Genomic DNA, 21183 nt, shown 5'->3' on the forward strand with positions numbered 1-21183 from the left:
AACCCGCCATGAGCACGACCACCATGACCATGATCCAGGCCCTGCGCTCGGCCATGGATGTGATGCTTGAGCGTGATGACAACGTGGTGGTGTTCGGTCAGGACGTCGGCTACTTCGGCGGCGTGTTCCGTTGCACCGAAGGCCTGCAAACCAAGTACGGCGCGTCGCGTGTATTCGACGCACCGATTTCTGAAAGCGGTATCGTCGGCGTGGCCGTGGGCATGGGCGCCTACGGTTTGCGCCCGGTCGCCGAGATTCAGTTCGCTGACTACGTTTACCCGGCTTCCGACCAGATCATTTCTGAAGCGGCGCGCCTGCGTTATCGCTCGGCTGGCGAGTTCACCGCACCGATGACCCTGCGCATGCCCTGCGGCGGCGGCATCTACGGCGGCCAGACGCACAGCCAGAGCATCGAGGCGATGTTCACTCAGGTCTGCGGCTTGCGCACCGTGATGCCATCCAACCCGTATGACGCCAAAGGCTTGCTGATCGCCTCCATCGAAAACGATGACCCGGTGATCTTCCTTGAGCCGAAACGCCTGTACAACGGCCCGTTCGACGGCCATCACGACCGCCCGGTAACGCCGTGGTCGAAACACCCGCAAGCGCAGGTTCCGGACGGTTACTACACCGTGCCGCTGGACGTTGCCGCCATCACTCGTCCGGGCAAGGACGTGACCGTGCTGACCTACGGCACCACCGTGTATGTCTCGCAAGTCGCTGCCGAAGAATCTGGTGTCGATGCCGAAGTCATCGACCTGCGCAGCCTGTGGCCGCTGGATCTGGAAACCATCGTCAAGTCGGTGAAGAAAACCGGCCGTTGCGTGGTGGTTCACGAAGCCACGCGCACCTGCGGTTTCGGCGCCGAACTGGTGTCGCTGGTGCAAGAGCATTGCTTTCATCACCTGGAAGCGCCGATCGAACGCGTCACCGGTTGGGACACCCCCTACCCGCACGCTCAGGATTGGGCTTATTTCCCAGGGCCGTCCCGAGTGGGCGCGGCGTTGAAACGGGTTATGGAGGTCTGAATGGGCACGCACGTTATCAAGATGCCGGACATCGGCGAAGGCATCGCAGAAGTAGAACTGTCGCAGTGGCACGTCAAGGTTGGCGATCTGGTCGTTGAAGATCAGTTGCTGGCGGACGTGATGACTGACAAGGCCATGGTCGATATTCCGTCGCCGGTACATGGCAAAGTGATTGCGCTTGGTGGTCAGCCGGGTGAAGTGATGGCGGTTGGCAGTGTGCTGATCAGCATCGAGGTTGAAGGTGCCGGCAATCTGAAAGAATCCGCCGCGCCTGCTGCCGTCAAAGAAACACCCGTTGCGCCGAAAGTTGAGGCCGTTGTTGAGAGCAAACCTGCTCCAGCCGCCCCGCGTCCGGCTGCGGTTTGCCAAGGCCCGATGGTTGCTCGCGAAGCAGACGAACGTCCTCTCGCCTCCCCGGCCGTGCGCAAACATGCGCTGGATCTGGGGATTCAATTGCGTCTGGTGCGCGGTTCCGGCCCGGCCGGTCGTGTGCTGCACGAAGACCTTGAAGCCTACTTGGCGCAAGGTCAGTCGAACGCCTCGGCGCCGGTTGCCGCTGCTTATGCCCAGCGTAATGACGAAGAACAGATTCAAGTGATCGGCATGCGCCGCAAGATTGCTCAGCGCATGCAGGACGCTACTCAGCGCGCCGCGCACTTCAGTTATGTTGAAGAAATCGACGTCACCGCGATTGAAGAACTTCGCGCGCATTTGAATGAAAAACATGGCGCCAGCCGTGGCAAGTTGACCTTGTTGCCATTCCTCGTCCGCGCCTTGGTCGTCGCCCTGCGCGACTTCCCGCAGATGAACGCCCTTTACGACGACGAAGCTCAGGTCATCACCCGCCTCGGCGCGGTGCATGTCGGCGTCGCCACGCAAAGCGATGTCGGCCTGATGGTGCCGGTGGTGCGTCACGCCGAAGCGCGCAGCCTGTGGGACAGCGCCACGGAAATCTCGCGTCTGGCCAATGCTGCGCGCAATGGCAAGGCCAGTCGCGATGAGTTGTCCGGTTCGACCATCACCCTCACCAGCCTCGGTGCGCTGGGCGGCATCGTCAGCACACCCGTGTTGAACCTGCCGGAAGTGGCCATCGTCGGCGTCAACAAAATCGTCGAACGGCCGATGGTCGTCAAAGGCCAGGTGGTGATCCGCAAGATGATGAACCTCTCCAGCTCCTTCGATCACCGCGTGGTCGATGGCATGGACGCGGCACTCTTCATCCAGGCCATTCGTGGCCTGATCGAACAACCTGCCACTTTGTTTGTGGAGTAAGGCGCGCATGCAATCTCTGAACACCACGCTGCTGATCATCGGCGGTGGCCCCGGCGGTTATGTAACCGCGATTCGCGCCGGGCAACTGGGCATTCCGACGATTCTGGTCGAAGGCCAATCGCTGGGCGGCACCTGCCTGAACATCGGCTGCATCCCGTCGAAAGCGTTGATTCATGTGGCTGAGCAGTTTCACCAGACCCGGCATCACAGTCAGCATTCGGCGCTGGGCATCAGCGTTTCGGCGCCGACGCTCGACATCAGCAAAAGTGTCGAGTGGAAGGACGGCATCGTTGATCGCCTGACCACTGGCGTTGCGGCGTTGCTGAAGAAGAACAAGGTTCAGGTCATCAATGGCTGGGCCAAAGTCATCGACGGCAAGACTGTTGAAGTCGGCGACACGCGCATTCAGTGCGAGCACCTGGTGCTGGCCACCGGTTCGACCAGCGTCAATCTGCCGATCCTGCCGATTGGCGGGCCAATCATTTCCTCCACCGAAGCGCTGGCGCCGACATCCGTGCCGAAACGTCTGGTCGTTGTGGGTGGGGGTTACATCGGTCTGGAGTTGGGCATCGCTTATCGCAAACTCGGCGCCGACGTCAGTGTGGTCGAGGCGCAGGATCGCATCCTGCCGGCCTACGACGCCGAACTAACGCAACCGGTGCATGACGCGCTGAAGCAACTCGGCGTGAAGCTGTTCTTGAAACACAGCGTGCTGGGTTTCGACGGCACGTTGCAGGTGCGTGATCCTGATGGCGAAACCCTCAATCTGGAAACCGATCAGGTGCTGGTCGCCGTCGGTCGTAAACCGAATACCCAAGGCTGGAACCTTGAAGCGCTAAATTTGGACATGAACGGCTCGGCGATCAAGATCGACAGCCGCTGCCAGACCAGCATGCGCAACGTATACGCGATTGGCGATTTGAGTGGCGAGCCGATGCTGGCCCACCGCGCGATGGCGCAGGGCGAAATGGTTGCCGAGTTGATCAGCGGCAAAACCCGCGAATTCAGCCCGACGGCGATTGCTGCGGTGTGCTTTACCGATCCGGAATTGGTGGTGGTCGGCAAGACGCCGGACGAAGCCAAGGCTGCCGGTCTGGACTGCATCGTTTCCAGTTTCCCGTTCGCGGCGAATGGCCGGGCGATGACGCTGGAGTCGAAAAGCGGCTTCGTGCGCGTGGTCGCTCGTCGGGACAATCATCTGATTGTCGGCTGGCAGGCGGTGGGCGTAGGTGTATCCGAGCTGTCGACCGCGTTTGCGCAAAGCCTGGAAATGGGCGCGCGGCTCGAGGACATCGGCGGCACCATCCATGCGCATCCGACCTTGGGAGAAGCGGTGCAGGAAGCGGCGTTGCGTGCCCTCGGGCATGCGTTGCACCTGTAGGCCCCTTCGCGAGCAGGCTCGCTCCCACATTGGGAATGAGTTTCCCTGTGGGAGCGAGCCTGCTCGCGAATTCTTGAGGCCAACGCGATTTATCTGTCTGTCATCCGATAGTCCGGGCTGCGAAACCGCTCAAGAATGAAGTATTGTTGTGCCCATCCAAAAAACGTCAGAAGCCTTGAACCGTTTCGACGGTTGTTCAGTGATAGAGGGTGTCATGGGTAACGAAAGCATCAATTGGGACAAGCTGGGTTTTGACTACATCAAGACCGACAAGCGCTATCTGTCGTACTTTCGCGATGGCGAGTGGGACAAAGGCACCCTGACCGAAGACAACGTGCTGCACATCAGCGAAGGCTCGACTGCCCTTCACTATGGCCAGCAGTGCTTCGAAGGCATGAAGGCCTATCGTTGCAAGGACGGCTCGATCAACCTGTTCCGCCCGGATCAGAACGCCCTGCGTATGCAACGCAGCTGCGCGCGTCTGCTAATGCCGACCGTTGATACCGAGCAGTTCATCGAAGCCTGTAAGGAAGTGGTTCGTGCCAACGAGCGCTTCATTCCGCCTTATGGCACCGGCGGCGCGCTGTACCTGCGCCCGTTCGTGATCGGCGTAGGTGACAACATCGGTGTGCGCACTGCCCCCGAGTTCATCTTCTCAATCTTCTGCATCCCGGTCGGCGCCTACTTCAAGGGCGGCCTGACCCCGCATAACTTCCAGATTTCCAGCTACGACCGCGCCGCTCCACAAGGCACCGGCGCAGCCAAAGTCGGCGGCAACTACGCGGCCAGCCTGATGCCGGGCTCGAAAGCCAAGAAAGCCAACTTCGCTGACGCGATCTACCTGGATCCGATGACCCACACCAAGATCGAAGAAGTCGGTTCGGCCAACTTCTTCGGGATCACCCACGACAACAAGTTCATCACCCCGAACTCGCCGTCGGTTCTGCCAGGCATCACCCGCCTGTCGCTGATCGAACTGGCGAAATCGCGTCTGGGCCTGGAAGTGGTTGAAGGCGACGTGCTGATCGACAAACTGTCGGACTTCAAAGAAGCCGGCGCTTGCGGTACAGCGGCAGTGATCACGCCGATCGGTGGCATCAGCTACAACGATCATCTGCATGTGTTCCACAGCGAGACAGAAGTCGGCCCTGTGACCCAGAAGCTTTATAAAGAGCTGACCGGTGTACAGACCGGCGACATCGAAGCGCCAGCGGGTTGGATCGTTAAGGTTTGATTTGACGACTCGGGATGTATAAAAGCCCTCCACCGAGTGATTGGTGGGGGCTTTTTTTTGTGGTGATAAAGATCAAAAGATCGCAGCCTTCGGCAGCTCCTACATGATCGCCTGATCTTTTGATCTTCTATTTCAAGGCAATCCTTTTCCCGGCACGACTGGCGATCCCACTCGCCTGCCCGTTCTGCTGCTTCCCCATCCGCGCCTGCGTAATCAGTCCAGGAATCAACTCGCCCTCCGGCAGATTCTTCCAGAACCGCACCGGCAAATGTCCCTGCATGACCTTCGGATTCAACCGCGCCGGATTGAAGATGTGGCTGTAATACGTCAACCACAGATCACCATGCGGATCATCGACGTTCTGCGCCAGTTGCTGCCATTCCACGGGGCATTGACGCTGGTGAATCAGTTGCTCGCCATCGTAATAAACCCCGTCACGCGGCGTCGCGATCAGCCAGCGATGGCGACCCATGCGCCCGATGAAATGTTCGCTGGCACTGTGCAGGATGTCGTGGGCCGGTTCGTGCCACGCCACGTATTGCGGGCCAGCGCTGGCTGACGGGCGTTCGATGAAACGCACAAACGCATGCAGGTGATGGGCTTCGCGGCGCACCTGTTTGATACGCCGCTGTAGCTCGCTGCCAAGCTTGTCTCCGGCAAGCATGGCCGTGCGATCGCCATGGCTGACCCGCCACAGCACTTCATACAAAAGGCTCCAGCGTTGATCGCCGCGGTATTGCGCCGCTTGTTCCAGCGTATCGAGCAATGCACGCGGGATCCTCGCCATAAACGGCCCCTGACCCTCTGGAACTGGATCATCACTGGCGAACAGATCTCCCCCCCCTTCCGACGCCCAACTCACCAGACTTGGATCGATTTCATGGCTCAGCAGCCAACGTGCTTGCTGACGCCACGTCTCGAACAGATCGTGGCAATCAAGATTGATCATCCCCATAACCCCATCTGTTGCGGCATCGGTCGGTCGCGCAATTGCTGATAGAGCAAATGGCTGGTGACTTCGGCCTGCTGTGGGTGGTAATCGCTGGTGATGATGAACGGCTTGGCCTTGGCCAGCACGCAGCGCATGCGCGCGACGTCTTCGTAGCGGATTCGGCGCTGACGACGCAGCTCGACCAAGCGTTCGGTGGTGCGCAGGCCGATGCCGGGGATGCGTGAGATCAGAGACGCTTCGGCACGGTTCAGATCCAGCGGGAACACTTCACGATTCTGCAGTGCCCACGCCAGTTTCGGATCGATGTCCAAGGCCAGATTGCCCGGGCCCTTGAGCAGTTCGTCAGCGCTGTAACCGTAGCTGCGCAGGAGGAAATCGGCTTGGTACAAACGGTGTTCACGCATCAGTGGCGGCGCGGCGAGTGGCACGCTTTTCGGGCTGTCGGGTATCGGGCTGAATGCCGAATAGTAAACGCGGCGCAAACGGAAGTTGCCGTACAGCGACTGCGCACTGTGCAAAATTGTGCTGTCGTCGGTGTCATCGGCGCCGACGATCATTTGCGTGCTTTGTCCGGCGGGTGCGAACTTCGCTGAACGGGGTTCGTTAAGGACGGTTTGCACACCGGTGTAGATGGTGTTCATGGCCTGCTTGATCGAACCGATATCCTTCTCCGGCGCCAACGTCTGCAGGCTGGCGTCGGTGGGCAGTTCGATATTGACGCTCAAACGATCGGCGTAACGCCCCGCTTCTTCGATTAGCGCAGGATCAGCTTCGGGGATGGTTTTAAGGTGGATGTAACCGCGAAATTCATGTTCTTCGCGCAGCAGCTTCGCGACGCGCACCAGTTGCTCCATGGTGTAGTCCGCCGAGCGGATGATTCCGGAGCTGAGGAACAAGCCGCTGACGCAGTTGCGCCGGTAGAAATCCATGGTCAGCGCCACCACTTCTTCCGGCGTGAAACGTGCCCGAGGGACGTCACTGGAACGGCGATTGACGCAGTATTGGCAATCGTAGAGACAGAAATTGGTCAGCAAAATCTTCAACAACGACACGCAGCGCCCGTCCGGCGTGTAGCTGTGGCAAATGCCCATGCCATCGGTCGAGCCCAGGCCACTCTTGCCCTCGGAGCTGCGCTTGGGCGCACCACTGCTCGCGCATGACGCGTCGTACTTGGCGGCGTCGGCGAGAATGCTCAGCTTGTCGATGATTTGCATGGCGCGGGCTCTTTACTGTTTGGATATACAGTATAGCGTCGCGAGCTTGGGCACAAGGTTGGGCACGACCCCTCGTCGGCTTGGAGCGAAGATGAAAAGATCGCAGCGTTCCGTAGCTCCTACGTAGATTCCGGATCGGGGTTCATCGGGTGTACACACGTCCTGTAGGAGCTGCCGAAGGCTGCGATCTTTTGATCTGGCCTTTATCAATCGCCACCTCAACACCAAACCGAGCCCCGAATTCCCTGCGCCCTACGGCCGTCAACGCCAACGCCCGACTGTCCAGATCCTGCGTCACCCACTTACGCCTCAACGCCGCTTGCAACAACGCCGCCCCTAACGAGCCACCCAGATGCGGCCGACGCATGCTCCAGTCCAGACAAGGACAAGCAAACTTGCGGCGCAACGTGCTCAAATCCTGAACCTCGATACCCAGACCTTCAAACAGCGCCGCGCCACTGTCACTCAAGCGATACGCCTGCTCGTCGGTCTCCACCAGCCATCCGGCCTCGATAAATCGGTCATGCAGCAACACCGCCAGCGTCCCCGCCATATGGTCATAGCAAGTCCGGGCGAATTGCAGACGATCCGGCGTGTGCGGCTTGAACGTCGGCGCGGCGCTTTGGCCAATCACCATCAAGGCTTCCAACGCCTGGGCGACGCGCTGATCGGCGAGGCTGTAATAACGATGACGGCCCTGCACATGCAGACGCACCAGCGCGAGATCCTTGAGTTTGGCCAGGTGCGCACTGGCCGTGGAGGCGCTGACCTCGGCGATGGCCGCCAGCTCCGTAGGGGTGCGGGCGTGGCCGTCCATCAGCGAGCAGAGCATTTTCGTACGCGCCGGTTCCGCGATGGCGGCGGCCACTTGCGAAACGCCGATGTCTTGATGTTCTGCGTGCATATTTCGCTCCCGGACGAATCGTCGCCGCTGACGACTGACGATACTCGCAACACTTTCCTGACGACAAGGCTGCGAACCATGGATCCGATCAACGCTGCGACTCATACCGATCCCTATCCTTATTACGCATCGCTGCGTGCTCAAGGAGGCTTGGTGTTTCATCAGGAACTGAAATTGTGGGTCGCCAGCAGTGCCCGTGTGGTGTGCGCGGTGTTGGCGCATGCCGATTGCCGCGTGCGTCCCGCACAGGAACCCGTGCCGAAAGCGATTGCCGATGGCATGGCCGGCAAGGTGTTCGGCCAGTTGATGCGGATGAATGATGGCGAGCGTCAGCGTTGCCCGCGTTCGGCAATCGAGCCTGCGCTTGAGCTGATCAATAAAGCCGAGGTTCGCACCTTGGTGGCTGCCCGGTTGATAAACGTGGACGCCGACGGCTTATATAAAGCCATGTTTCGCGGGCCTGTTTGCGTGGTCGCGGCGCTGCTTGGTTTTACCCCGGCGCAGGGCCGGGCGATCAGTGAGCTAACGGCGGATTTCATCGCCTGTCTCTCACCGTTGAGCAATGACCTTCAATTGGCGGCGGCGCATGCGGCGGCTGAGCAGTTGCGCGGGTATTTCATCGAGTTGCTGGCTGAGGCGGACAGCGCTTTGCTGACGGAAATTCAGCGGCGGTTTGAAGGCGATGAAGATGCGCTGTTCGCCAATTTGATCGGGCTGTGTTCACAGACTTATGAAGCCACTGCCGGGTTGATTGGCAATGCTTTGGTGGCGCTAAAACTTCAGCCCAATTTGCGTGAGGCGCCGTTGGAAGCGGTGTTGGCGGAAGTGCAGCGTTTTGATCCGTCAGTGCAGAACACGCGACGGTTTGTGGCGCAGTCCTGCGAGATTGATGGGGTGCGCGTTGAGGCTGGGGATGTGATTCTGCTGTTGTTGGCCTCGGCCAATCGGGATCCGGCATTGAACGAGCATCCTGAGCAGCTTTTGCCGGATCGCCCGAACCGGCGCAGTTTCAGTTTTGGCAGCGGACGGCATCAGTGTCCCGGGCAAATACTGGCGATGGAAATTGCCAGTGCGACTGTCAGAGAAATCCTCGATCACGGTGTGAATCTGGAGCGACTGGCCTGGCATTACCGGCCTTCGCTGAATGGGCGGATGCCTATGTTCAGTTTCGTGGGTGACTGATAGGCCGCCTTCGCGAGCAAGCTCGGCTCCTACAAGGATTTGCGCGTCGCCGATCAACTGTAGGAGCAAAGCTTGCTCGCGAAAGCCCCGGAAAAACGCAGCATCATTTCGGCATCATCCACAAGGCTACAGCGCCTTGCGCCTTTGCCTACAACTACGCCAGAATCCGCCGGCTTGTGCGGTTTGGGGGCTGCCGGTAACTTGGTTCGCGTCACTGAATGTTCAGTGATCGGGTTTAGTCGCTCGGTAATCCACTCAATCTGTACAACATTCCAGACAGTAGGTATTTCGATACCTCACTCAATGGTAGCTGTGCGCAGGGCGCCTTCGGGTGCGCCGGTTTGGGTGGGTTTTCCGGTCGACTAACCTGCGTATAGCTGCCACCTCTCGTTTAGTCGCGAGGTGGTGTCAGCATCACTTTGGAAACCTCCGCAATGTTCAAAGTAACGCCGAATCCACCAGAAACAGATGCCATACCCGAATCAGATCCAACCTCCCCCTACTCCGCCCCCAATTCCAGAAAACTCCACGAGGCCGCCGAACGCGCCCTCGACCATTACCTCAAACCGCACATCCCGTCCGAACGAAAACCCAGCACCATGTTCATCGTCGCGCCGGACATGGAAACCGAATCCCTGTTAGCCCACGCCTGCGAATCCATGGCCTCCGCCAGCATCATGCTCAGCGACTTCGCCGGCCTGCTCGAAACGCCCTACCGCAACACCCTGCTCGGCATCCAGCAAGTCGTCATGCTCGGCGAACTCGCCGTCAACCGCGCCCTCGACAACCTCGAACCGCCCACCCGAAACTGAGACTGAAAACTGTGGCGAGGGAGCTTGTCGAATCGTCGCACCGTCCCGCTCGGCTGCGAAACAGTCGCAAAACCGGTATCTGCGGTGTATCTGAATTACCCGGATCGAATGGTTTTAGGGTCGCTACGCAACCCAGCGGGAGCAAGTTCCCTCGCCACAAAAAAGCAGGCCGTCTGAAACCAAGGAAACAGGCTATGAACCCATGAAGGATCATCCAGACCACAATCAATGCTTTTCAAGTATTTGGGATGCACTGGAAGACACCCCGCAGCACGCAGCCGATATGCGTCGGCGAGCCAAACTGATGCGTACGCTTTGCGAGACCATTCGCGCCTGGGAGCTTCCTCAGAAGGACGCAGCGAAACGGTTGGGCATCACTCAGCCACGCCTCAATGATGTACTCAACGGTAAAATCGACAAGTTCTCGCTGGATGCATTGGTCAATCTGTCCGCCGCTGCGAAATTAGAAGTAGATATCTGCTTTCCCTTGGCTCCGCCACTGCAATGGGCCTGATATCAGCTATCGCCTAAAGGCACTTCAACCCAACCACCGCTAGAAGTCCGCAAAGTTAGAATGCGCAGGCTTTTTGGATAACCTCAACATCATCCAGTGAGGGCAACGCTTCGCTGGATGATAGAGGCGCATTCCTTGTGTTCACGGCTCAAATAAAAACACCTAAGCCACCCACCTCAATCCTCCCGCGTTAAAACCTCCAACAACTCAATCTCAAACACCAGATTCGAATTCGGCGGAATCTTGCCCATCGTCCGCTCGCCATAACCCAAATGCGCTGGCACCAGCAATTTACGCTTGCCGCCCACCTGCATCCCCATCAGCCCTTGATCCCAGCCCTTAATCACACGACCGGTGCCAATCACGCACTGAAAAGGTTTGCCACGGCTGTAGGAAGAATCGAACTCGCTGCCGTCTTCCAGCCAGCCTGTGTATTGGGTGGTGATCAGCGCGCCTTTGACTGCGGCTTTGCCCTCGCCTACCTGAAGATCGATTACCTGCAGTTCTTCATTCATAACATTCGCTCTATTGTTCAGCAGGCCGCCGTTTTCCCAGAATTGTTGGCTATTGGCAACCCGAACACGCAGATCAACGCTGTATCCGAATCGAGTGATGACGAATTAAGATAGCCAACCGCCACTACTTCACGGATCGATTCGCCATGCCGGCAGCGCCCCAATGACCCAGCTCTGGATCGGCCTCGCCGTTGGCGTGATTTTGCTGGCCGTGATTGCCGTGCTGATCTGGCGTGAACGTGAATTGCGTCGGCAACTCGCCGATTACCGAGAGCTGCTGACCCGCGCAGCCGATGGCCAGAACATTCATCAAGACGGCGATGCCGAGCGCTTTAAACGCAGCCAATATTTCGCGCGCATTGGCACCTGGGATTGGGAGGTCGATACCGATCGCCTTTACTGGTCAGACGCCATCTACGGCATGTTCGGTTTCAAGATCGGTGACATCACCCCGTCCTACGCCCTCTTCTGCTCCTGCGTACACCCGGATGACCGCGTGCGGGTGCGCGAAGGTGAGTTGCGTTGCCTGGAAACCGGGGAAAACCATGACGAGGAATACCGCGTGGTCTGGCCCGACGGCACGATTCGCTGGCTGCGCGAGACCGGCAACGTAGTGCGCAACGACCATGATGCGGTGATCAAAATGATGGGCGTGGTGCGCGACATCACTGAAGAAAAGGCCTCGGCCAGCTACCTCCAGCACCTCGCCCACTTCGATCCGCTGACCGGTTTGCCCAATCGTCTGGTGCTGGAGCAACGGCTGTCCGAAGCACTGGATCAGGCGCGACAAACCGAAACCCGCGTCGCGCTGGTGTTCGTCGACCTCAACGGTTTCAAAAACATCAACGACCACTACGGCCATGCCGCCGGCGACCGCGTTTTGATCACCACCGCCACCCGCCTGAAACGCATCCTGCGCAGCACCGACACCGTCGCGCGGATTGGCGGTGACGAATTCGTGGTCATCCTGCAGGGCCTGTCACCGAGCCTCAACCTGCAGGACGAAGCCCGCAGCATCTGTCAGAAAATTTTCATCGAACTGTCGCCACCGATCAGCATCGGCAACGACCAGCGCCACATCGGCACCAGCCTTGGGGTGGCGGTGTTTCCGGATCATGCGACGGCGATGGATCGGCTGCTGCACATTGCCGATCTGGCGATGTATGAGGCTAAGCGCAGTGGGAATAATCAGTATCGGTTGGGCGGGGAAAGCCCTGCGCGAGTGCATGCGCAGGGCTTTTGAATCTCAACTTAACGCGGAACCGGTTTCATCTCGACAATCGTCCCGTTGGTAATCATCACCATGACGTACTGATCATTGATCTGCACCCATTGCGCCTGCTCAACCGGTTTTTTCAGGCCTTTGGCTTTCCAGTCGATGGCTTTTTCGCTGCGTTGATAGATATCCGGGGCGCGGTCGTTGACCTTCAATTCGCGGTCGCTAACCGGGGATTGAACGGAGGGATCGCTTGAGGTTTGCGCCGCTTGAACAAGTGGACTGATCCCGGCAATGCCGGCGACGAGGGCCAGGCTGGCGATTAGGGTTTTGCTGTTCATCGGTGAACCTCTATTGATGTGTGATACCTGAACTCCGACTGCGGGGCGCGGGAATCATTCCGTGTTTTTGCTATGGCTGGCCGGGAAATTGTAGTCGCCAGTCACGCCGCCATCGCGAGCAAGCTCTGCTCCTACAAGATTTTCAGGTGTCTACGAATTTCGTGAACACCGCAGAACCTGTAGGAGCCGAGCTTGCTCGCGAAGGCGTCGGCACGGCCAACCTCTTCATCAACTGATCTACCGCTTTCGCGAGCAAGCTCGGCTCCTACAAAAGCGTTCGCTGATGCATTGATCCGCTTTACACATCAATGCATGCCAACAATGCAATTAACATATTGTTACACCTGCGCCACCATCCGCCCCAATAACATCCGTGCGCAGACTCTCCGTGGCGCACGTCATAAAAGCGGTGGAGTACTTTGCTATGACAGCCACAATCCCTCACGGCGGCTCGCGGGCCGGCGCCATTTTCCGGGTGACCTCGGGCAACTTCCTCGAACAGTTCGACTTCTTTCTGTTCGGCTTCTATGCCACACAAATCGCGTCGGTGTTCTTCCCGGCGAGCAGTGAATTCGCGTCCCTGATGATGACCTTCGCGGTGTTCGGCGCAGGCTTTTTGATGCGTCCGCTGGGGGCAATCGTGCTCGGTGCGTACATCGATGACGTCGGTCGCCGTAAGGGTTTGATCGTCACGTTGTCGATCATGGCCAGCGGCACGATATTGATTGTGTTGGTGCCCGGATACGAAACCATCGGCCTGTTTGCGCCGGCGCTGGTGCTGATCGGGCGTCTGTTACAAGGCTTCTCCGCCGGTGCGGAATTGGGCGGGGTTTCGGTGTACTTGTCCGAGATCGCCACGCCGGGCCGCAAGGGCTTTTTCACCGCGTGGCAGTCGGCCAGTCAGCAAGTGGCGATCATCGTTGCCGCCGCGTTGGGCTTCGCGCTGAACGCGTGGATGGCGCCGGACGTGATTGCCGATTGGGGCTGGCGCATTCCGTTTTTCGTCGGTTGCATGATCGTGCCATTCATCTTTCTGTTGCGTCGTAATCTGGCGGAAACCGAAGAGTTTGCCGCGCGCAAACACCGTCCAAAAATGGGCGAAGTGTTCCGCACTCTTGGCCAGAATTGGGTGGTGGTGCTCGGCGGGATGTTGATGGTCGCCCTGACCACCACCGCGTTTTACCTGATCACCGTTTATGCGCCGACGTTCGGCAAAACCGTGCTGCACCTGAGTACCTCGGATGCGCTGCTGGTGACTTTGCTGGTCGGCGTTTCGAACTTTTTCTGGCTGCCAATCGGCGGCATGTTGTCGGATCGCATCGGCCGTCGCCCGGTGCTGATCGCGATGTCGCTGCTGGCACTGGCCACGACTTATCCGGCGCTGTCGTATCTGGTGCAGGCGCCAAGCTTCAGCCACATGTTGCTGTCGCTGTTGTGGCTGTCGTTTATCTACGGCATGTACAACGGCGCGATGATTCCGGCGCTGACCGAGATCATGCCGGTCGAAGTGCGTGTGGCCGGTTTCTCTCTGGCGTATAGCCTGGCGACCGCAATTTTCGGCGGTTTCACCCCGGCCATGTCGACCTTCCTGATTCAGTACACCGGCGACAAAGCCGCGCCGGGTTACTGGATGAGCATCGGCGCGCTGTGCGCATTGTGCGCGACGCTGTACCTCTATCGCCGCGCGGGCGGCCGTCTGCAACCGGTTGCCGCATAAGGAATAATGACCATGAAAAAACTCTTCAACCTCACCGCCCTCGCCCTCTTCGCGTTCAGCGCTCTGGCACATGCCGAACAACTGAACGTGATGACGTCGGGAGGCTTCACCGCTGCCTACAAAATCCTCGGCCCGAAATTCGCTGCTGCCACCGGCAACACCCTCGACACCCAACTCGGCCCGTCGATGGGCAAGGCGCCGGAAGCAATCCCCAATCGCCTCGCGCGCGGTGAACACGCCGACGTGGTGATCATGGTCGGCTATGCCCTCGATGACTTGATCAAACAAGGCAAGGTCGACCCGGCTTCCCGCGTTGAACTGGCAGACTCGCGGATCGGCCTGGTGGTACGCGAAGGCGCGGCGAAACCGGACATCAGCAACGTCGACGCTCTTAAGAAAACCCTGCTCGACGCACAGTCGGTGGCTTACTCCGACAGCGCCAGCGGCGTGTACATCGAGCAGCAATTGTTCAAGAAACTCGGCATCGAAGATCAACTGAAACCGAAAGCGAAGATGATCCCGAAAGTCCCGGTGGGCTCGGTGGTTGCCACTGGCGACTATCAACTGGGCTTTCAGCAAGTCAGCGAATTGCTGCCGGTGCCGGGGGTGAGTTTTGTCGCGAAGATTCCGGAATCGGTGCAATCGGTGACGCGTTTTGCTGCCGGGATTCCGGTGAACGCTGAGCATCCAGCCGAAGCGAAAGCCTTGCTCGCTTATCTCGCCGCGCCCGCCGCCCAGGCTGACGTGCAAGCGACCGGGCTGGATTCGGTCAAGCGCTGACGGTCGGCGACACGACTTTCATTTCCACCACCAGCCGCTCCAGTTCCAATGCTGCCGGGGTCAACGTACGATCCCGGCGCTTGATGATGCCGACGCTGCGCATCACCTGCGGATCGGTCAGCGGCACCCGCGTCAGAATCGGATGATCCGGCCCCGGCATCGCCATCAACGGCACCGCCGCCACGCCCAACCCGGCCTCCACCAAACCGATCATCGTCGTCACATGCAGGGTTTCGCAGATACTTTGACGCTGCGGCACCACCCGGCTCAACGCTTGATCTAGCAAAAAGCGATTGCCCGAGGTCTTGTCCAGCGAGATGTAATCCTGCTGATAAAACTCGTCCCACGTCACGCTGCTGCGCCCGGCCAACGGGTGATCGCGGCGACAAGCGACCACGTAGCACTCCTGCACAAGCGGTTCGAAATCGACTTTGGCATCCTGCGTGCCCATAAAACTCAAACCGAAATCCGCCTCGCCGTTGACCACGGCGGTAAGGACATCGTGGGCGCTGGAGTCGAGGACTTTGACCTTGATCCGCGGAAATTGCTGGTGATAGCGGGCGACCACGCGCGGCATGAAGAAGTACGCGGCAGACGGCACGCAGGCGACGGTGACGTGGCCCAATCGGGTCGAGGCGACTTCGCTGATGCCGAGCAGCGCGACATCCAGATCATCCAGCAAACGCTCGACGCTGGGCAGAAACCCGCGCCCGGCCTGGGTGAGGCTGACTTTGCGCGTGGTGCGTTCGAACAGTTTTACCCCGAGCGCGTCTTCGAGCTTCTCGATGCGCCGGCTCAGGGCTGGTTGCGACAGCCGCACGGTGTCGGCGGCCTTGCGAAAACTGCCCTGCTCGACCACCGCGCGAAAGGCTTGCAGGTCGTTGAGGTCGAAGTTGATGGCCATGGCGGACTCGCAGGGATTGATACGCAGGAGTTATAAATGTAACCAATTGATGCAAATTATTACAGACCACATCTAGATCCCTGTAGGAGCTGCCGAAGGCTGCGATCTTTTGATCTTTCATTTTTGGAGGCAAAACAAAGATCAAAAGATCGTCCGATCGCGGCCCGAGCCTTCGGCAGCTCCTACAGGGTGTGTCCAAGGGATGCGATGCTCGGTTTTGTGGTGCGTCGCGCGGCCAGCCCTTATCCTTGCCGCATTCGCCGTACCGTTGTCAGGAGTAAACCCATGCCCCATGAAGGCAATTTGTTACAAGCCATCGTCGTCTTTCTATTGGCGGCGGTGCTTATCGTGCCTTTGGCCAAACGTCTGCAATTGGGCGCTGTGCTCGGTTATCTGTTTGCCGGGGTGATCATCGGCCCGTCCGTACTGGGGCTGATCGGCAACCCGCAAAGCGTCAGCCATATTTCTGAATTGGGCGTGGTGTTGCTGCTGTTCATCATTGGCCTTGAGCTGTCGCCGCGACGTTTGTGGGTGATGCGTAAATCGGTGTTCGGCGTTGGCCTGGCGCAGGTGCTGCTGACGGCCTCGGTGATTGGTGTATTGGCGTTGTTCGCCTTCGGCCAACCGCTCAACAGCGCAATTGTGCTCGGCCTCGGTCTGGCCTTGTCGTCCACCGCTTTTGGCCTGCAAAGCCTGGCCGAGCGCAAAGAGCTGACCAGCCCTCACGGTCGGCTGGCGTTTGCGATTTTGCTGTTTCAGGACATTGCGGCGATCCCGTTGATTGCGCTGGTGCCAATGCTGGCCGGCGGCGATCACACCACCAGCGCCGCTCAAGACCTGAACCACGGTTTACAGGTGCTGGGCAGTATTGCCGTGGTCGTGGTCGGCGGCCGTTATCTGTTGCGCCCGGTGTTTCGTATTGTCGCGAAAACCGGACTGCCGGAAGTCTCGACCGCCACCGCATTGCTGGTGGTGATCGGCACGGCGTGGCTGATGGATCTGGTCGGCGTGTCGATGGCACTGGGCGCGTTTCTCGCCGGCCTGCTGTTGGCGGATTCGGAATATCGCCATGAGCTGGAAGCGCAGATCGAACCGTTCAAAGGCTTGCTGCTCGGCCTGTTTTTCATCAGCGTCGGCATGGGCGCCAACCTCAGTTTGCTGCTCAGTGCGCCGATTACCGTGCTCGGGCTGACTTTGCTGTTGATTGGTCTGAAACTGCCGCTGTTGTTTGTCGTGGGACGCTTGGCTGGAGGGCTGAACAAGGTCAGCGCAATTCGTCTCGGTATCGTGTTGGCGGCCGGCGGTGAGTTTGCCTTTGTGGTGTTCAAGATCGGACGCGATCAGAACCTGTTCGATCCGCGCCTGTATGATTTGCTGGTACTGACCATCACCCTGTCGATGGCGGTGACGCCGCTGCTGTTGTTGATCTGCGCCAAAATGGTCAGCCCGAAAGTGCAGCCGGTGGAAGTGCCGGAGAAATTTCGCGAAATCGATACCGACAGCCCGCGCGTGGTGATCGCTGGTATGGGACGGATGGGTCAGATCGTCGCGCGGATTTTGCGTGCGCAGAACATCAAATTTGTCGCCCTCGACACGTCGGTGGAAACCATCGAACTGTCGCGCAGCTTCGGCGGTGTGCCGGTGTTCTACGGCGACCCGATGCGCCCGGAAATTCTCAACGCGGCGAAGGTTGGCGAGGCGGAATATTTCGTGATTGCCACGGACGATCCGGAGACCAACATCAAGACCGCCGAAGTGGTGCGCAAGCTGTATCCGCACATGAAAATCATCGCTCGCGCGCGTAACCGTCAGCATGTTCACCGTTTGGTGGATGTCGGCGCTGAGGCGATTCGTGAAACGTACTACTCAAGTCTGGAAATGAGCCGGCGCACGTTGGTGGGGCTTGGGTTGACGCAAGCGCAGGCCGATGCGCGGATCAAACGCTTCAAGCATCACGACGAACAGGTGCTGGAAGCGCAACACGCGGTTTACGACGACATGGCCAAGGTGCTGCAAACCGCCCAGGAAGCCAGGGCCGAGCTGGCGCGGCTGTTTGAATCGGATCAGTTGGAAGAGGAATCGCGTAAGCCCTGAGCCCGTGTTCAATACCGAAATAATGTGATCACCCAACCCTGTAGGAGCTGCCGAAGGCTGCGATCTTTTGACTCTGATTTTAAAGATCTAGATCAAAAGATCGCAGCCTTCGGCAGCTCCTACAGGGGGATTGTGTCAGGCCAGTTCGAGTTCCAGGGCTTGCTTGACCGGCGCGGCTTCAAAGCGATCCGCCAGAAACGGCGTGATGTCCAACGGCAACGGCTCATCATTGACCAGTTTGTCCAGCAATACGCCGGTAATCGCCGAGGTCAGAATCCCGGTGCGGAAGTGCCCGCAGGCATTCAAATACCCTTGCACGCCGCGCATCGGCCCTAGAATCGGCAACTCATCCGGCGAACCCGGGCGCAATCCCGCCCACGTGCGTTTCAGGTTCACATCCTTGAGCTCTGGCAAACAGCGCACCGCGCCCTGCACCAGCCCGGCAATTTCCGGGTAGGTGGTGGTGACGTCGAAACCTTTGTCTTCGGTGGTGCTGCCAATCAGGATTTCACCGTTGTCCTTTTGCGCCACGTAGCAATCACTGGTGGTCAGGCAGCCGTTGAGGATTTTCGGCAGGCGTTCGGTCAGCAGAATCTGGCCCTTCACCGGTTTTACCGGAATACGGATGCCGGTCGCCCACTCGCTCAAATCTGCCGCCCAGGCACCGCCCGCGTTGATCAGGGTTTTGCAGTGGAACACACCTTCTTCCGCCGTTTGCACGCCGGTCACCCGCGAACCGTGATGCAACACGCCGGTCACGTTAGTGTTGACGTAGATATCGACGCCGTTCTGCCGCGCGCCTTCGGTGTAGGCATCGGCGAGACGGAACGGGCTGACCTGATGGTCGCAGAGAAACTCCAGCGCCCCGCGTGCTTCGTGACTGACGCTCGGTTCAGCTGCGCGCAACTCGGCCCGATCCAGCCAGCGCACTTGATCGGCCAGATGCGGAATGCAGCCAACAATGTGCTCGGCGTACAACCGATCCTCGTCGTCATAGATAACGAATTTCAACCCGGTTTTTTCGAACTTGAAATCCATCCCGTGGTTGTCCTTCAACTCACGGTGCAGCGCCGGGTACAGCGCGTTGGATTGCAGGGCGAAGTCGAAGAACGACGGCGGCAGAATGTGCGGCGTGCTCGAGTCGACTGCAACAGCGGCGCCTTGGGTTTCGCGCTTGCGGTTGGCCGACATCATGCGAAAAAAGATCACCCCGCAACCGAGGCCGACCGACTCGCCAATCGCCCACAAACCACCGGCCGAAGCACGGGTGGCGTTGCCCGGGCGCTTGGCGTCGATCAGCGCGACTTTAAGATTTTTGCGTTTTGATAATTGATAGGCGCAGGACGCGCCGATCACGCCACCACCGGCGATGATCACGTCGTAGAACTTACTCATGGGAAACGGCCTCCGTGCCGACGGACTGAAACGCGGAAAAGGGAATCGGATCAATCGGGAAACGCGGGCGCAGCCAACCGACGTCCTTGCGCCCGGTGGCTTGGCGCAGCCTGTCGCTGCAATAGCCGACGCACATGCGCCCCTGACAATCGCCCATGCTCACGCGGGTGCGCATTTTCAGACTGGCGATGTCTTGCACGCCTTGCTCCAGCGCCAGATCGATATCGGCACGGGTGGCGTGTTCGCAGCGGCAGATAACCGTGTCGGCCGCGGGCAATGCCGTTTGGCCAACCCCGCGTTCGGTGTAGCGATCGACCGCCGCGCGAAACCGCACAATGGCTTTGAGTTTGCTCAGAAAGCGGTCGCGGCGAATCTGCGCCAGTTCCTCTTCGAAGACGCCGCGTTGCAAGAGGATCGACGTGGCGGCAATTTTGCCGGCGAGCATCGCCGCTTCACCGCCGCGAATCCCGCCCATGTCACCGGCCAGATGCACGTGAGGCTGATTGCTTTGCTGCCAGATATTCGAATGGGCACGCAGATAACCGTCGTCACTGAAACCGTGATCCAGGCCCATTTGCTGACTGAGCTGCGTACGCGGGATAAAGCCGTAACCGACGGCCAATGTCTGCGCTTCAAAACGCTCGACGCGGGCCATGTCCGGCTCCCAAGTGGCCGAGTACGGCGCGACGCTGACGCTTTTCAGCCCGCCCTCGCCGTGGGCTTCGACCACGCCCCAGCCGTAGTTCATCGGGATGCCATGCAGTTTCAGATAGGCCAGCATGCTCAAGCCGTCGAGGAAAAGCTGTGGTTTGTTCAGCAGCGCCAGACTCTCCCGGGCGATCTTGCCGAACGCACAGGCCTCATAAACGCTAGACACCTTGACGCCGGACGCATGCAGTTGCGTCGCCACCAACGGCAGCAGGGGCCCGGTGCCGGCAATGATCACGGGGCTTTGGGGTTTGACCACGCCACTTTTAATCTGCAACTGCAGGCCGCCGAGCATGATCACGCCCGGTAGCGTCCAGCCAGGAAACGGCACGCTGCGTTCGTGGCAACCGGCCGCGAGCAACAATTGTGGGTATTGGATTTCGTGCAACTGTTCGTCGCCATCAAGCACTACCAATGCTCGTGTACCCTCAGCGCCGACCACGCGGTGGTTGAGACGAACGTCGATCAACCCGGCATGCTGCTGAAATTCACCGTGCAATTTGCCCAGCGCTTCCGCGTACTGCGGCCCTAGGTAATCCAGTTGCACGCCGTCGCGCAATGGCCCGCGATAGACCACACCGCCCAGACGCGAAGCCTCTTCCAGCACCGTGCAACGCACGCCGTGGCGAGCCAGTTCAATGGCCGCGGCCATGCCCGCCGGCCCACCGCCAACAATCACCGGATGCAGGTTCATACGACCTCCTGCGCAGTGATGCGGTTGGCTTGAGTTTCAATTTGCATGCCGTCGCGCACCACCGTCTGGCAGGCGCGGCGCTTATGCCGGCCATCGATTTTCACCAGACAGCACTGGCACACGCCCATGCCGCAGTAGGCACCGCTGATCTGCTCATGGTCGTTGCGTGCGATCTGGCGCATGCCGAGGGCTTGAATGACGCTGAGGACGGTTTCGCCGATGGCGGCATCGACCGCCTGGCCGTTGATATGGACAGTCATATCCGCCTGCGCCAAGGGCTGGATATCGAAGGTTCTTACTAGGCAGTGCATTGCAATTCATCCGTG

General features: G+C 59.3%; 20 protein-coding genes. 11 read left to right on the forward strand and 9 right to left on the reverse strand.

Annotated elements, in window-relative coordinates; all coding sequences use genetic code 11:
- Positions 1-8: 8 nt before the first annotated feature.
- The 4 genes from ACIP66_RS09440 (at position 9) to ACIP66_RS09455 (ending at position 4915) form a co-directional block, all read left to right on the forward strand.
- Positions 9-1028: an alpha-ketoacid dehydrogenase subunit beta gene (locus ACIP66_RS09440; RefSeq protein WP_400647497.1), complete on the forward strand. Its 1020-nt coding sequence runs from the start codon at positions 9-11 to the stop codon at positions 1026-1028.
- Positions 1029-2300 carry a dihydrolipoamide acetyltransferase family protein gene (locus tag ACIP66_RS09445; protein WP_400647377.1) on the forward strand — a complete coding sequence of 424 codons (1272 nt, stop codon included), beginning with the start codon at positions 1029-1031 and terminating at the stop codon, positions 2298-2300.
- A gap of 7 nt (positions 2301-2307) precedes the next feature.
- Positions 2308-3681, forward strand: coding sequence for a dihydrolipoyl dehydrogenase (gene lpdA, locus ACIP66_RS09450; protein ID WP_400647380.1), 1374 nt, complete (start codon positions 2308-2310; stop codon positions 3679-3681).
- 214 nt (positions 3682-3895) lie between these two features.
- Positions 3896-4915 carry a branched-chain amino acid aminotransferase gene (locus ACIP66_RS09455; protein ID WP_053121443.1) on the forward strand — a complete coding sequence of 340 codons (1020 nt, stop codon included), beginning with the start codon at positions 3896-3898 and terminating at the stop codon, positions 4913-4915.
- Between the two features lie 127 nt (positions 4916-5042).
- Here ACIP66_RS09455 and ACIP66_RS09460 read toward each other — a convergent pair whose 3' ends face one another.
- From ACIP66_RS09460 to ACIP66_RS09470, 3 genes are all read right to left on the reverse strand, one after another.
- The gene (locus ACIP66_RS09460; protein ID WP_400647382.1) at positions 5043-5864 is read right to left on the reverse strand and encodes a TIGR03915 family putative DNA repair protein; all 822 of its coding nucleotides are present in this window, start codon (positions 5862-5864) and stop codon (positions 5043-5045) included.
- On the reverse strand, positions 5861-7081 hold the full coding sequence (locus ACIP66_RS09465; RefSeq protein ID WP_212551534.1) for a putative DNA modification/repair radical SAM protein: 1221 nt from the start codon (positions 7079-7081) through the stop codon (positions 5861-5863). Before ACIP66_RS09465 ends, ACIP66_RS09460 begins: the two co-directional genes overlap by 4 nt.
- 142 nt (positions 7082-7223) lie before the next feature.
- Positions 7224-7985, reverse strand: a complete 762-nt coding sequence (locus tag ACIP66_RS09470) for an ArsR/SmtB family transcription factor (protein WP_400647385.1) — start codon at positions 7983-7985, stop codon at positions 7224-7226.
- Positions 7986-8063: 78 nt separating this feature from the next.
- On the opposite strand from ACIP66_RS09470, the gene ACIP66_RS09475 reads away from it, so the two are divergent.
- The 3 genes from ACIP66_RS09475 to ACIP66_RS09485 all read left to right on the forward strand — a co-directional run bounded on the left by ACIP66_RS09475 (position 8064) and on the right by ACIP66_RS09485 (position 10493).
- Positions 8064-9167, forward strand: coding sequence for a cytochrome P450 (locus ACIP66_RS09475; protein WP_400647388.1), 1104 nt, complete (start codon positions 8064-8066; stop codon positions 9165-9167).
- A 434-nt stretch (positions 9168-9601) separates the two neighbouring features.
- Complete coding sequence (locus tag ACIP66_RS09480) at positions 9602-9979, forward strand: DUF6124 family protein (protein ID WP_282356558.1); 378 nt, start codon at positions 9602-9604, stop codon at positions 9977-9979.
- A 202-nt stretch (positions 9980-10181) separates the two neighbouring features.
- Positions 10182-10493: a helix-turn-helix domain-containing protein gene (locus ACIP66_RS09485; RefSeq protein ID WP_282356559.1), complete on the forward strand. Its 312-nt coding sequence runs from the start codon at positions 10182-10184 to the stop codon at positions 10491-10493.
- A gap of 176 nt (positions 10494-10669) precedes the next feature.
- Here ACIP66_RS09485 and ACIP66_RS09490 read toward each other — a convergent pair whose 3' ends face one another.
- Complete coding sequence (locus tag ACIP66_RS09490) at positions 10670-11008, reverse strand: FKBP-type peptidyl-prolyl cis-trans isomerase (protein WP_400647391.1); 339 nt, start codon at positions 11006-11008, stop codon at positions 10670-10672.
- A gap of 163 nt (positions 11009-11171) precedes the next feature.
- Between ACIP66_RS09490 and ACIP66_RS09495 the strand changes: the two genes are divergently transcribed.
- Positions 11172-12251 carry a diguanylate cyclase domain-containing protein gene (locus ACIP66_RS09495; RefSeq protein ID WP_400647394.1) on the forward strand — a complete coding sequence of 360 codons (1080 nt, stop codon included), beginning with the start codon at positions 11172-11174 and terminating at the stop codon, positions 12249-12251.
- Positions 12252-12259: 8 nt separating this feature from the next.
- Here the strand turns inward: ACIP66_RS09495 and ACIP66_RS09500 are convergent, their stop codons facing one another.
- A complete protein-coding gene (locus tag ACIP66_RS09500; RefSeq protein ID WP_053121466.1) occupies positions 12260-12565 on the reverse strand; it encodes an RcnB family protein in 306 nt (101 codons plus the stop codon).
- A 424-nt stretch (positions 12566-12989) separates the two neighbouring features.
- On the opposite strand from ACIP66_RS09500, the gene ACIP66_RS09505 reads away from it, so the two are divergent.
- Together ACIP66_RS09505 and ACIP66_RS09510 are read left to right on the forward strand one after the other, a co-directional pair.
- Positions 12990-14282, forward strand: a complete 1293-nt coding sequence (locus ACIP66_RS09505) for an MFS transporter (protein ID WP_053121470.1) — start codon at positions 12990-12992, stop codon at positions 14280-14282.
- 12 nt (positions 14283-14294) lie between these two features.
- The gene (locus tag ACIP66_RS09510) at positions 14295-15062 is read left to right on the forward strand and encodes a substrate-binding domain-containing protein (RefSeq protein ID WP_212544649.1); all 768 of its coding nucleotides are present in this window, start codon (positions 14295-14297) and stop codon (positions 15060-15062) included.
- Here ACIP66_RS09510 and ACIP66_RS09515 read toward each other — a convergent pair.
- Positions 15052-15966 carry a LysR family transcriptional regulator gene (locus ACIP66_RS09515; RefSeq protein WP_212544650.1) on the reverse strand — a complete coding sequence of 305 codons (915 nt, stop codon included), beginning with the start codon at positions 15964-15966 and terminating at the stop codon, positions 15052-15054. The genes ACIP66_RS09510 and ACIP66_RS09515 overlap by 11 nt on opposite strands.
- A gap of 285 nt (positions 15967-16251) precedes the next feature.
- On the opposite strand from ACIP66_RS09515, the gene ACIP66_RS09520 reads away from it, so the two are divergent.
- Positions 16252-18060, forward strand: a complete 1809-nt coding sequence (locus ACIP66_RS09520) for a monovalent cation:proton antiporter-2 (CPA2) family protein (protein ID WP_400647399.1) — start codon at positions 16252-16254, stop codon at positions 18058-18060.
- Positions 18061-18195: 135 nt separating this feature from the next.
- Here the strand turns inward: ACIP66_RS09520 and hcnC are convergent, their stop codons facing one another.
- The 3 genes from hcnC to hcnA are packed head-to-tail and all read right to left on the reverse strand — an operon-like array spanning position 18196 to position 21168.
- Positions 18196-19455 carry a cyanide-forming glycine dehydrogenase subunit HcnC gene (gene hcnC / locus ACIP66_RS09525; RefSeq protein ID WP_400647402.1) on the reverse strand — a complete coding sequence of 420 codons (1260 nt, stop codon included), beginning with the start codon at positions 19453-19455 and terminating at the stop codon, positions 18196-18198.
- A complete protein-coding gene (gene hcnB, locus ACIP66_RS09530; protein WP_400647405.1) occupies positions 19448-20857 on the reverse strand; it encodes a cyanide-forming glycine dehydrogenase subunit HcnB in 1410 nt (469 codons plus the stop codon). Before hcnB ends, hcnC begins: the two co-directional genes overlap by 8 nt.
- Positions 20854-21168, reverse strand: a complete 315-nt coding sequence (gene hcnA, locus ACIP66_RS09535; RefSeq protein ID WP_400647408.1) for a cyanide-forming glycine dehydrogenase subunit HcnA — start codon at positions 21166-21168, stop codon at positions 20854-20856. The genes hcnB and hcnA overlap by 4 nt, the downstream gene beginning before the upstream one ends.
- Positions 21169-21183 lie beyond the last annotated feature (15 nt).

It is taken from the genome of Pseudomonas sp. NPDC088429, assembly GCF_044753305.1.
GTDB lineage: Bacteria > Pseudomonadota > Gammaproteobacteria > Pseudomonadales > Pseudomonadaceae > Aquipseudomonas > Aquipseudomonas rustica.

What these genes read in the sequence shown, in the direction of transcription:
- ACIP66_RS09440 (WP_400647497.1), top strand. Translation starts at nt 9, where the DNA reads ATGAGCACGACCACCATGACCATGATCCAGGCCCTGCGCTCGGCCATG.
- ACIP66_RS09445 (WP_400647377.1), top strand. Translation starts at nt 1,029, where the DNA reads ATGGGCACGCACGTTATCAAGATGCCGGACATCGGCGAAGGCATCGCA.
- lpdA (WP_400647380.1), top strand. Translation starts at nt 2,308, where the DNA reads ATGCAATCTCTGAACACCACGCTGCTGATCATCGGCGGTGGCCCCGGC.
- ACIP66_RS09455 (WP_053121443.1), top strand. Translation starts at nt 3,896, where the DNA reads ATGGGTAACGAAAGCATCAATTGGGACAAGCTGGGTTTTGACTACATC.
- ACIP66_RS09460 (WP_400647382.1), bottom strand. Translation starts at nt 5,864, where the DNA reads ATGATCAATCTTGATTGCCACGATCTGTTCGAGACGTGGCGTCAGCAA.
- ACIP66_RS09465 (WP_212551534.1), bottom strand. Translation starts at nt 7,081, where the DNA reads ATGCAAATCATCGACAAGCTGAGCATTCTCGCCGACGCCGCCAAGTAC.
- ACIP66_RS09470 (WP_400647385.1), bottom strand. Translation starts at nt 7,985, where the DNA reads ATGCACGCAGAACATCAAGACATCGGCGTTTCGCAAGTGGCCGCCGCC.
- ACIP66_RS09475 (WP_400647388.1), top strand. Translation starts at nt 8,064, where the DNA reads ATGGATCCGATCAACGCTGCGACTCATACCGATCCCTATCCTTATTAC.
- ACIP66_RS09480 (WP_282356558.1), top strand. Translation starts at nt 9,602, where the DNA reads ATGTTCAAAGTAACGCCGAATCCACCAGAAACAGATGCCATACCCGAA.
- ACIP66_RS09485 (WP_282356559.1), top strand. Translation starts at nt 10,182, where the DNA reads ATGAAGGATCATCCAGACCACAATCAATGCTTTTCAAGTATTTGGGAT.
- ACIP66_RS09490 (WP_400647391.1), bottom strand. Translation starts at nt 11,008, where the DNA reads ATGAATGAAGAACTGCAGGTAATCGATCTTCAGGTAGGCGAGGGCAAA.
- ACIP66_RS09495 (WP_400647394.1), top strand. Translation starts at nt 11,172, where the DNA reads ATGACCCAGCTCTGGATCGGCCTCGCCGTTGGCGTGATTTTGCTGGCC.
- ACIP66_RS09500 (WP_053121466.1), bottom strand. Translation starts at nt 12,565, where the DNA reads ATGAACAGCAAAACCCTAATCGCCAGCCTGGCCCTCGTCGCCGGCATT.
- ACIP66_RS09505 (WP_053121470.1), top strand. Translation starts at nt 12,990, where the DNA reads ATGACAGCCACAATCCCTCACGGCGGCTCGCGGGCCGGCGCCATTTTC.
- ACIP66_RS09510 (WP_212544649.1), top strand. Translation starts at nt 14,295, where the DNA reads ATGAAAAAACTCTTCAACCTCACCGCCCTCGCCCTCTTCGCGTTCAGC.
- ACIP66_RS09515 (WP_212544650.1), bottom strand. Translation starts at nt 15,966, where the DNA reads ATGGCCATCAACTTCGACCTCAACGACCTGCAAGCCTTTCGCGCGGTG.
- ACIP66_RS09520 (WP_400647399.1), top strand. Translation starts at nt 16,252, where the DNA reads ATGCCCCATGAAGGCAATTTGTTACAAGCCATCGTCGTCTTTCTATTG.
- hcnC (WP_400647402.1), bottom strand. Translation starts at nt 19,455, where the DNA reads ATGAGTAAGTTCTACGACGTGATCATCGCCGGTGGTGGCGTGATCGGC.
- hcnB (WP_400647405.1), bottom strand. Translation starts at nt 20,857, where the DNA reads ATGAACCTGCATCCGGTGATTGTTGGCGGTGGGCCGGCGGGCATGGCC.
- hcnA (WP_400647408.1), bottom strand. Translation starts at nt 21,168, where the DNA reads ATGCACTGCCTAGTAAGAACCTTCGATATCCAGCCCTTGGCGCAGGCG.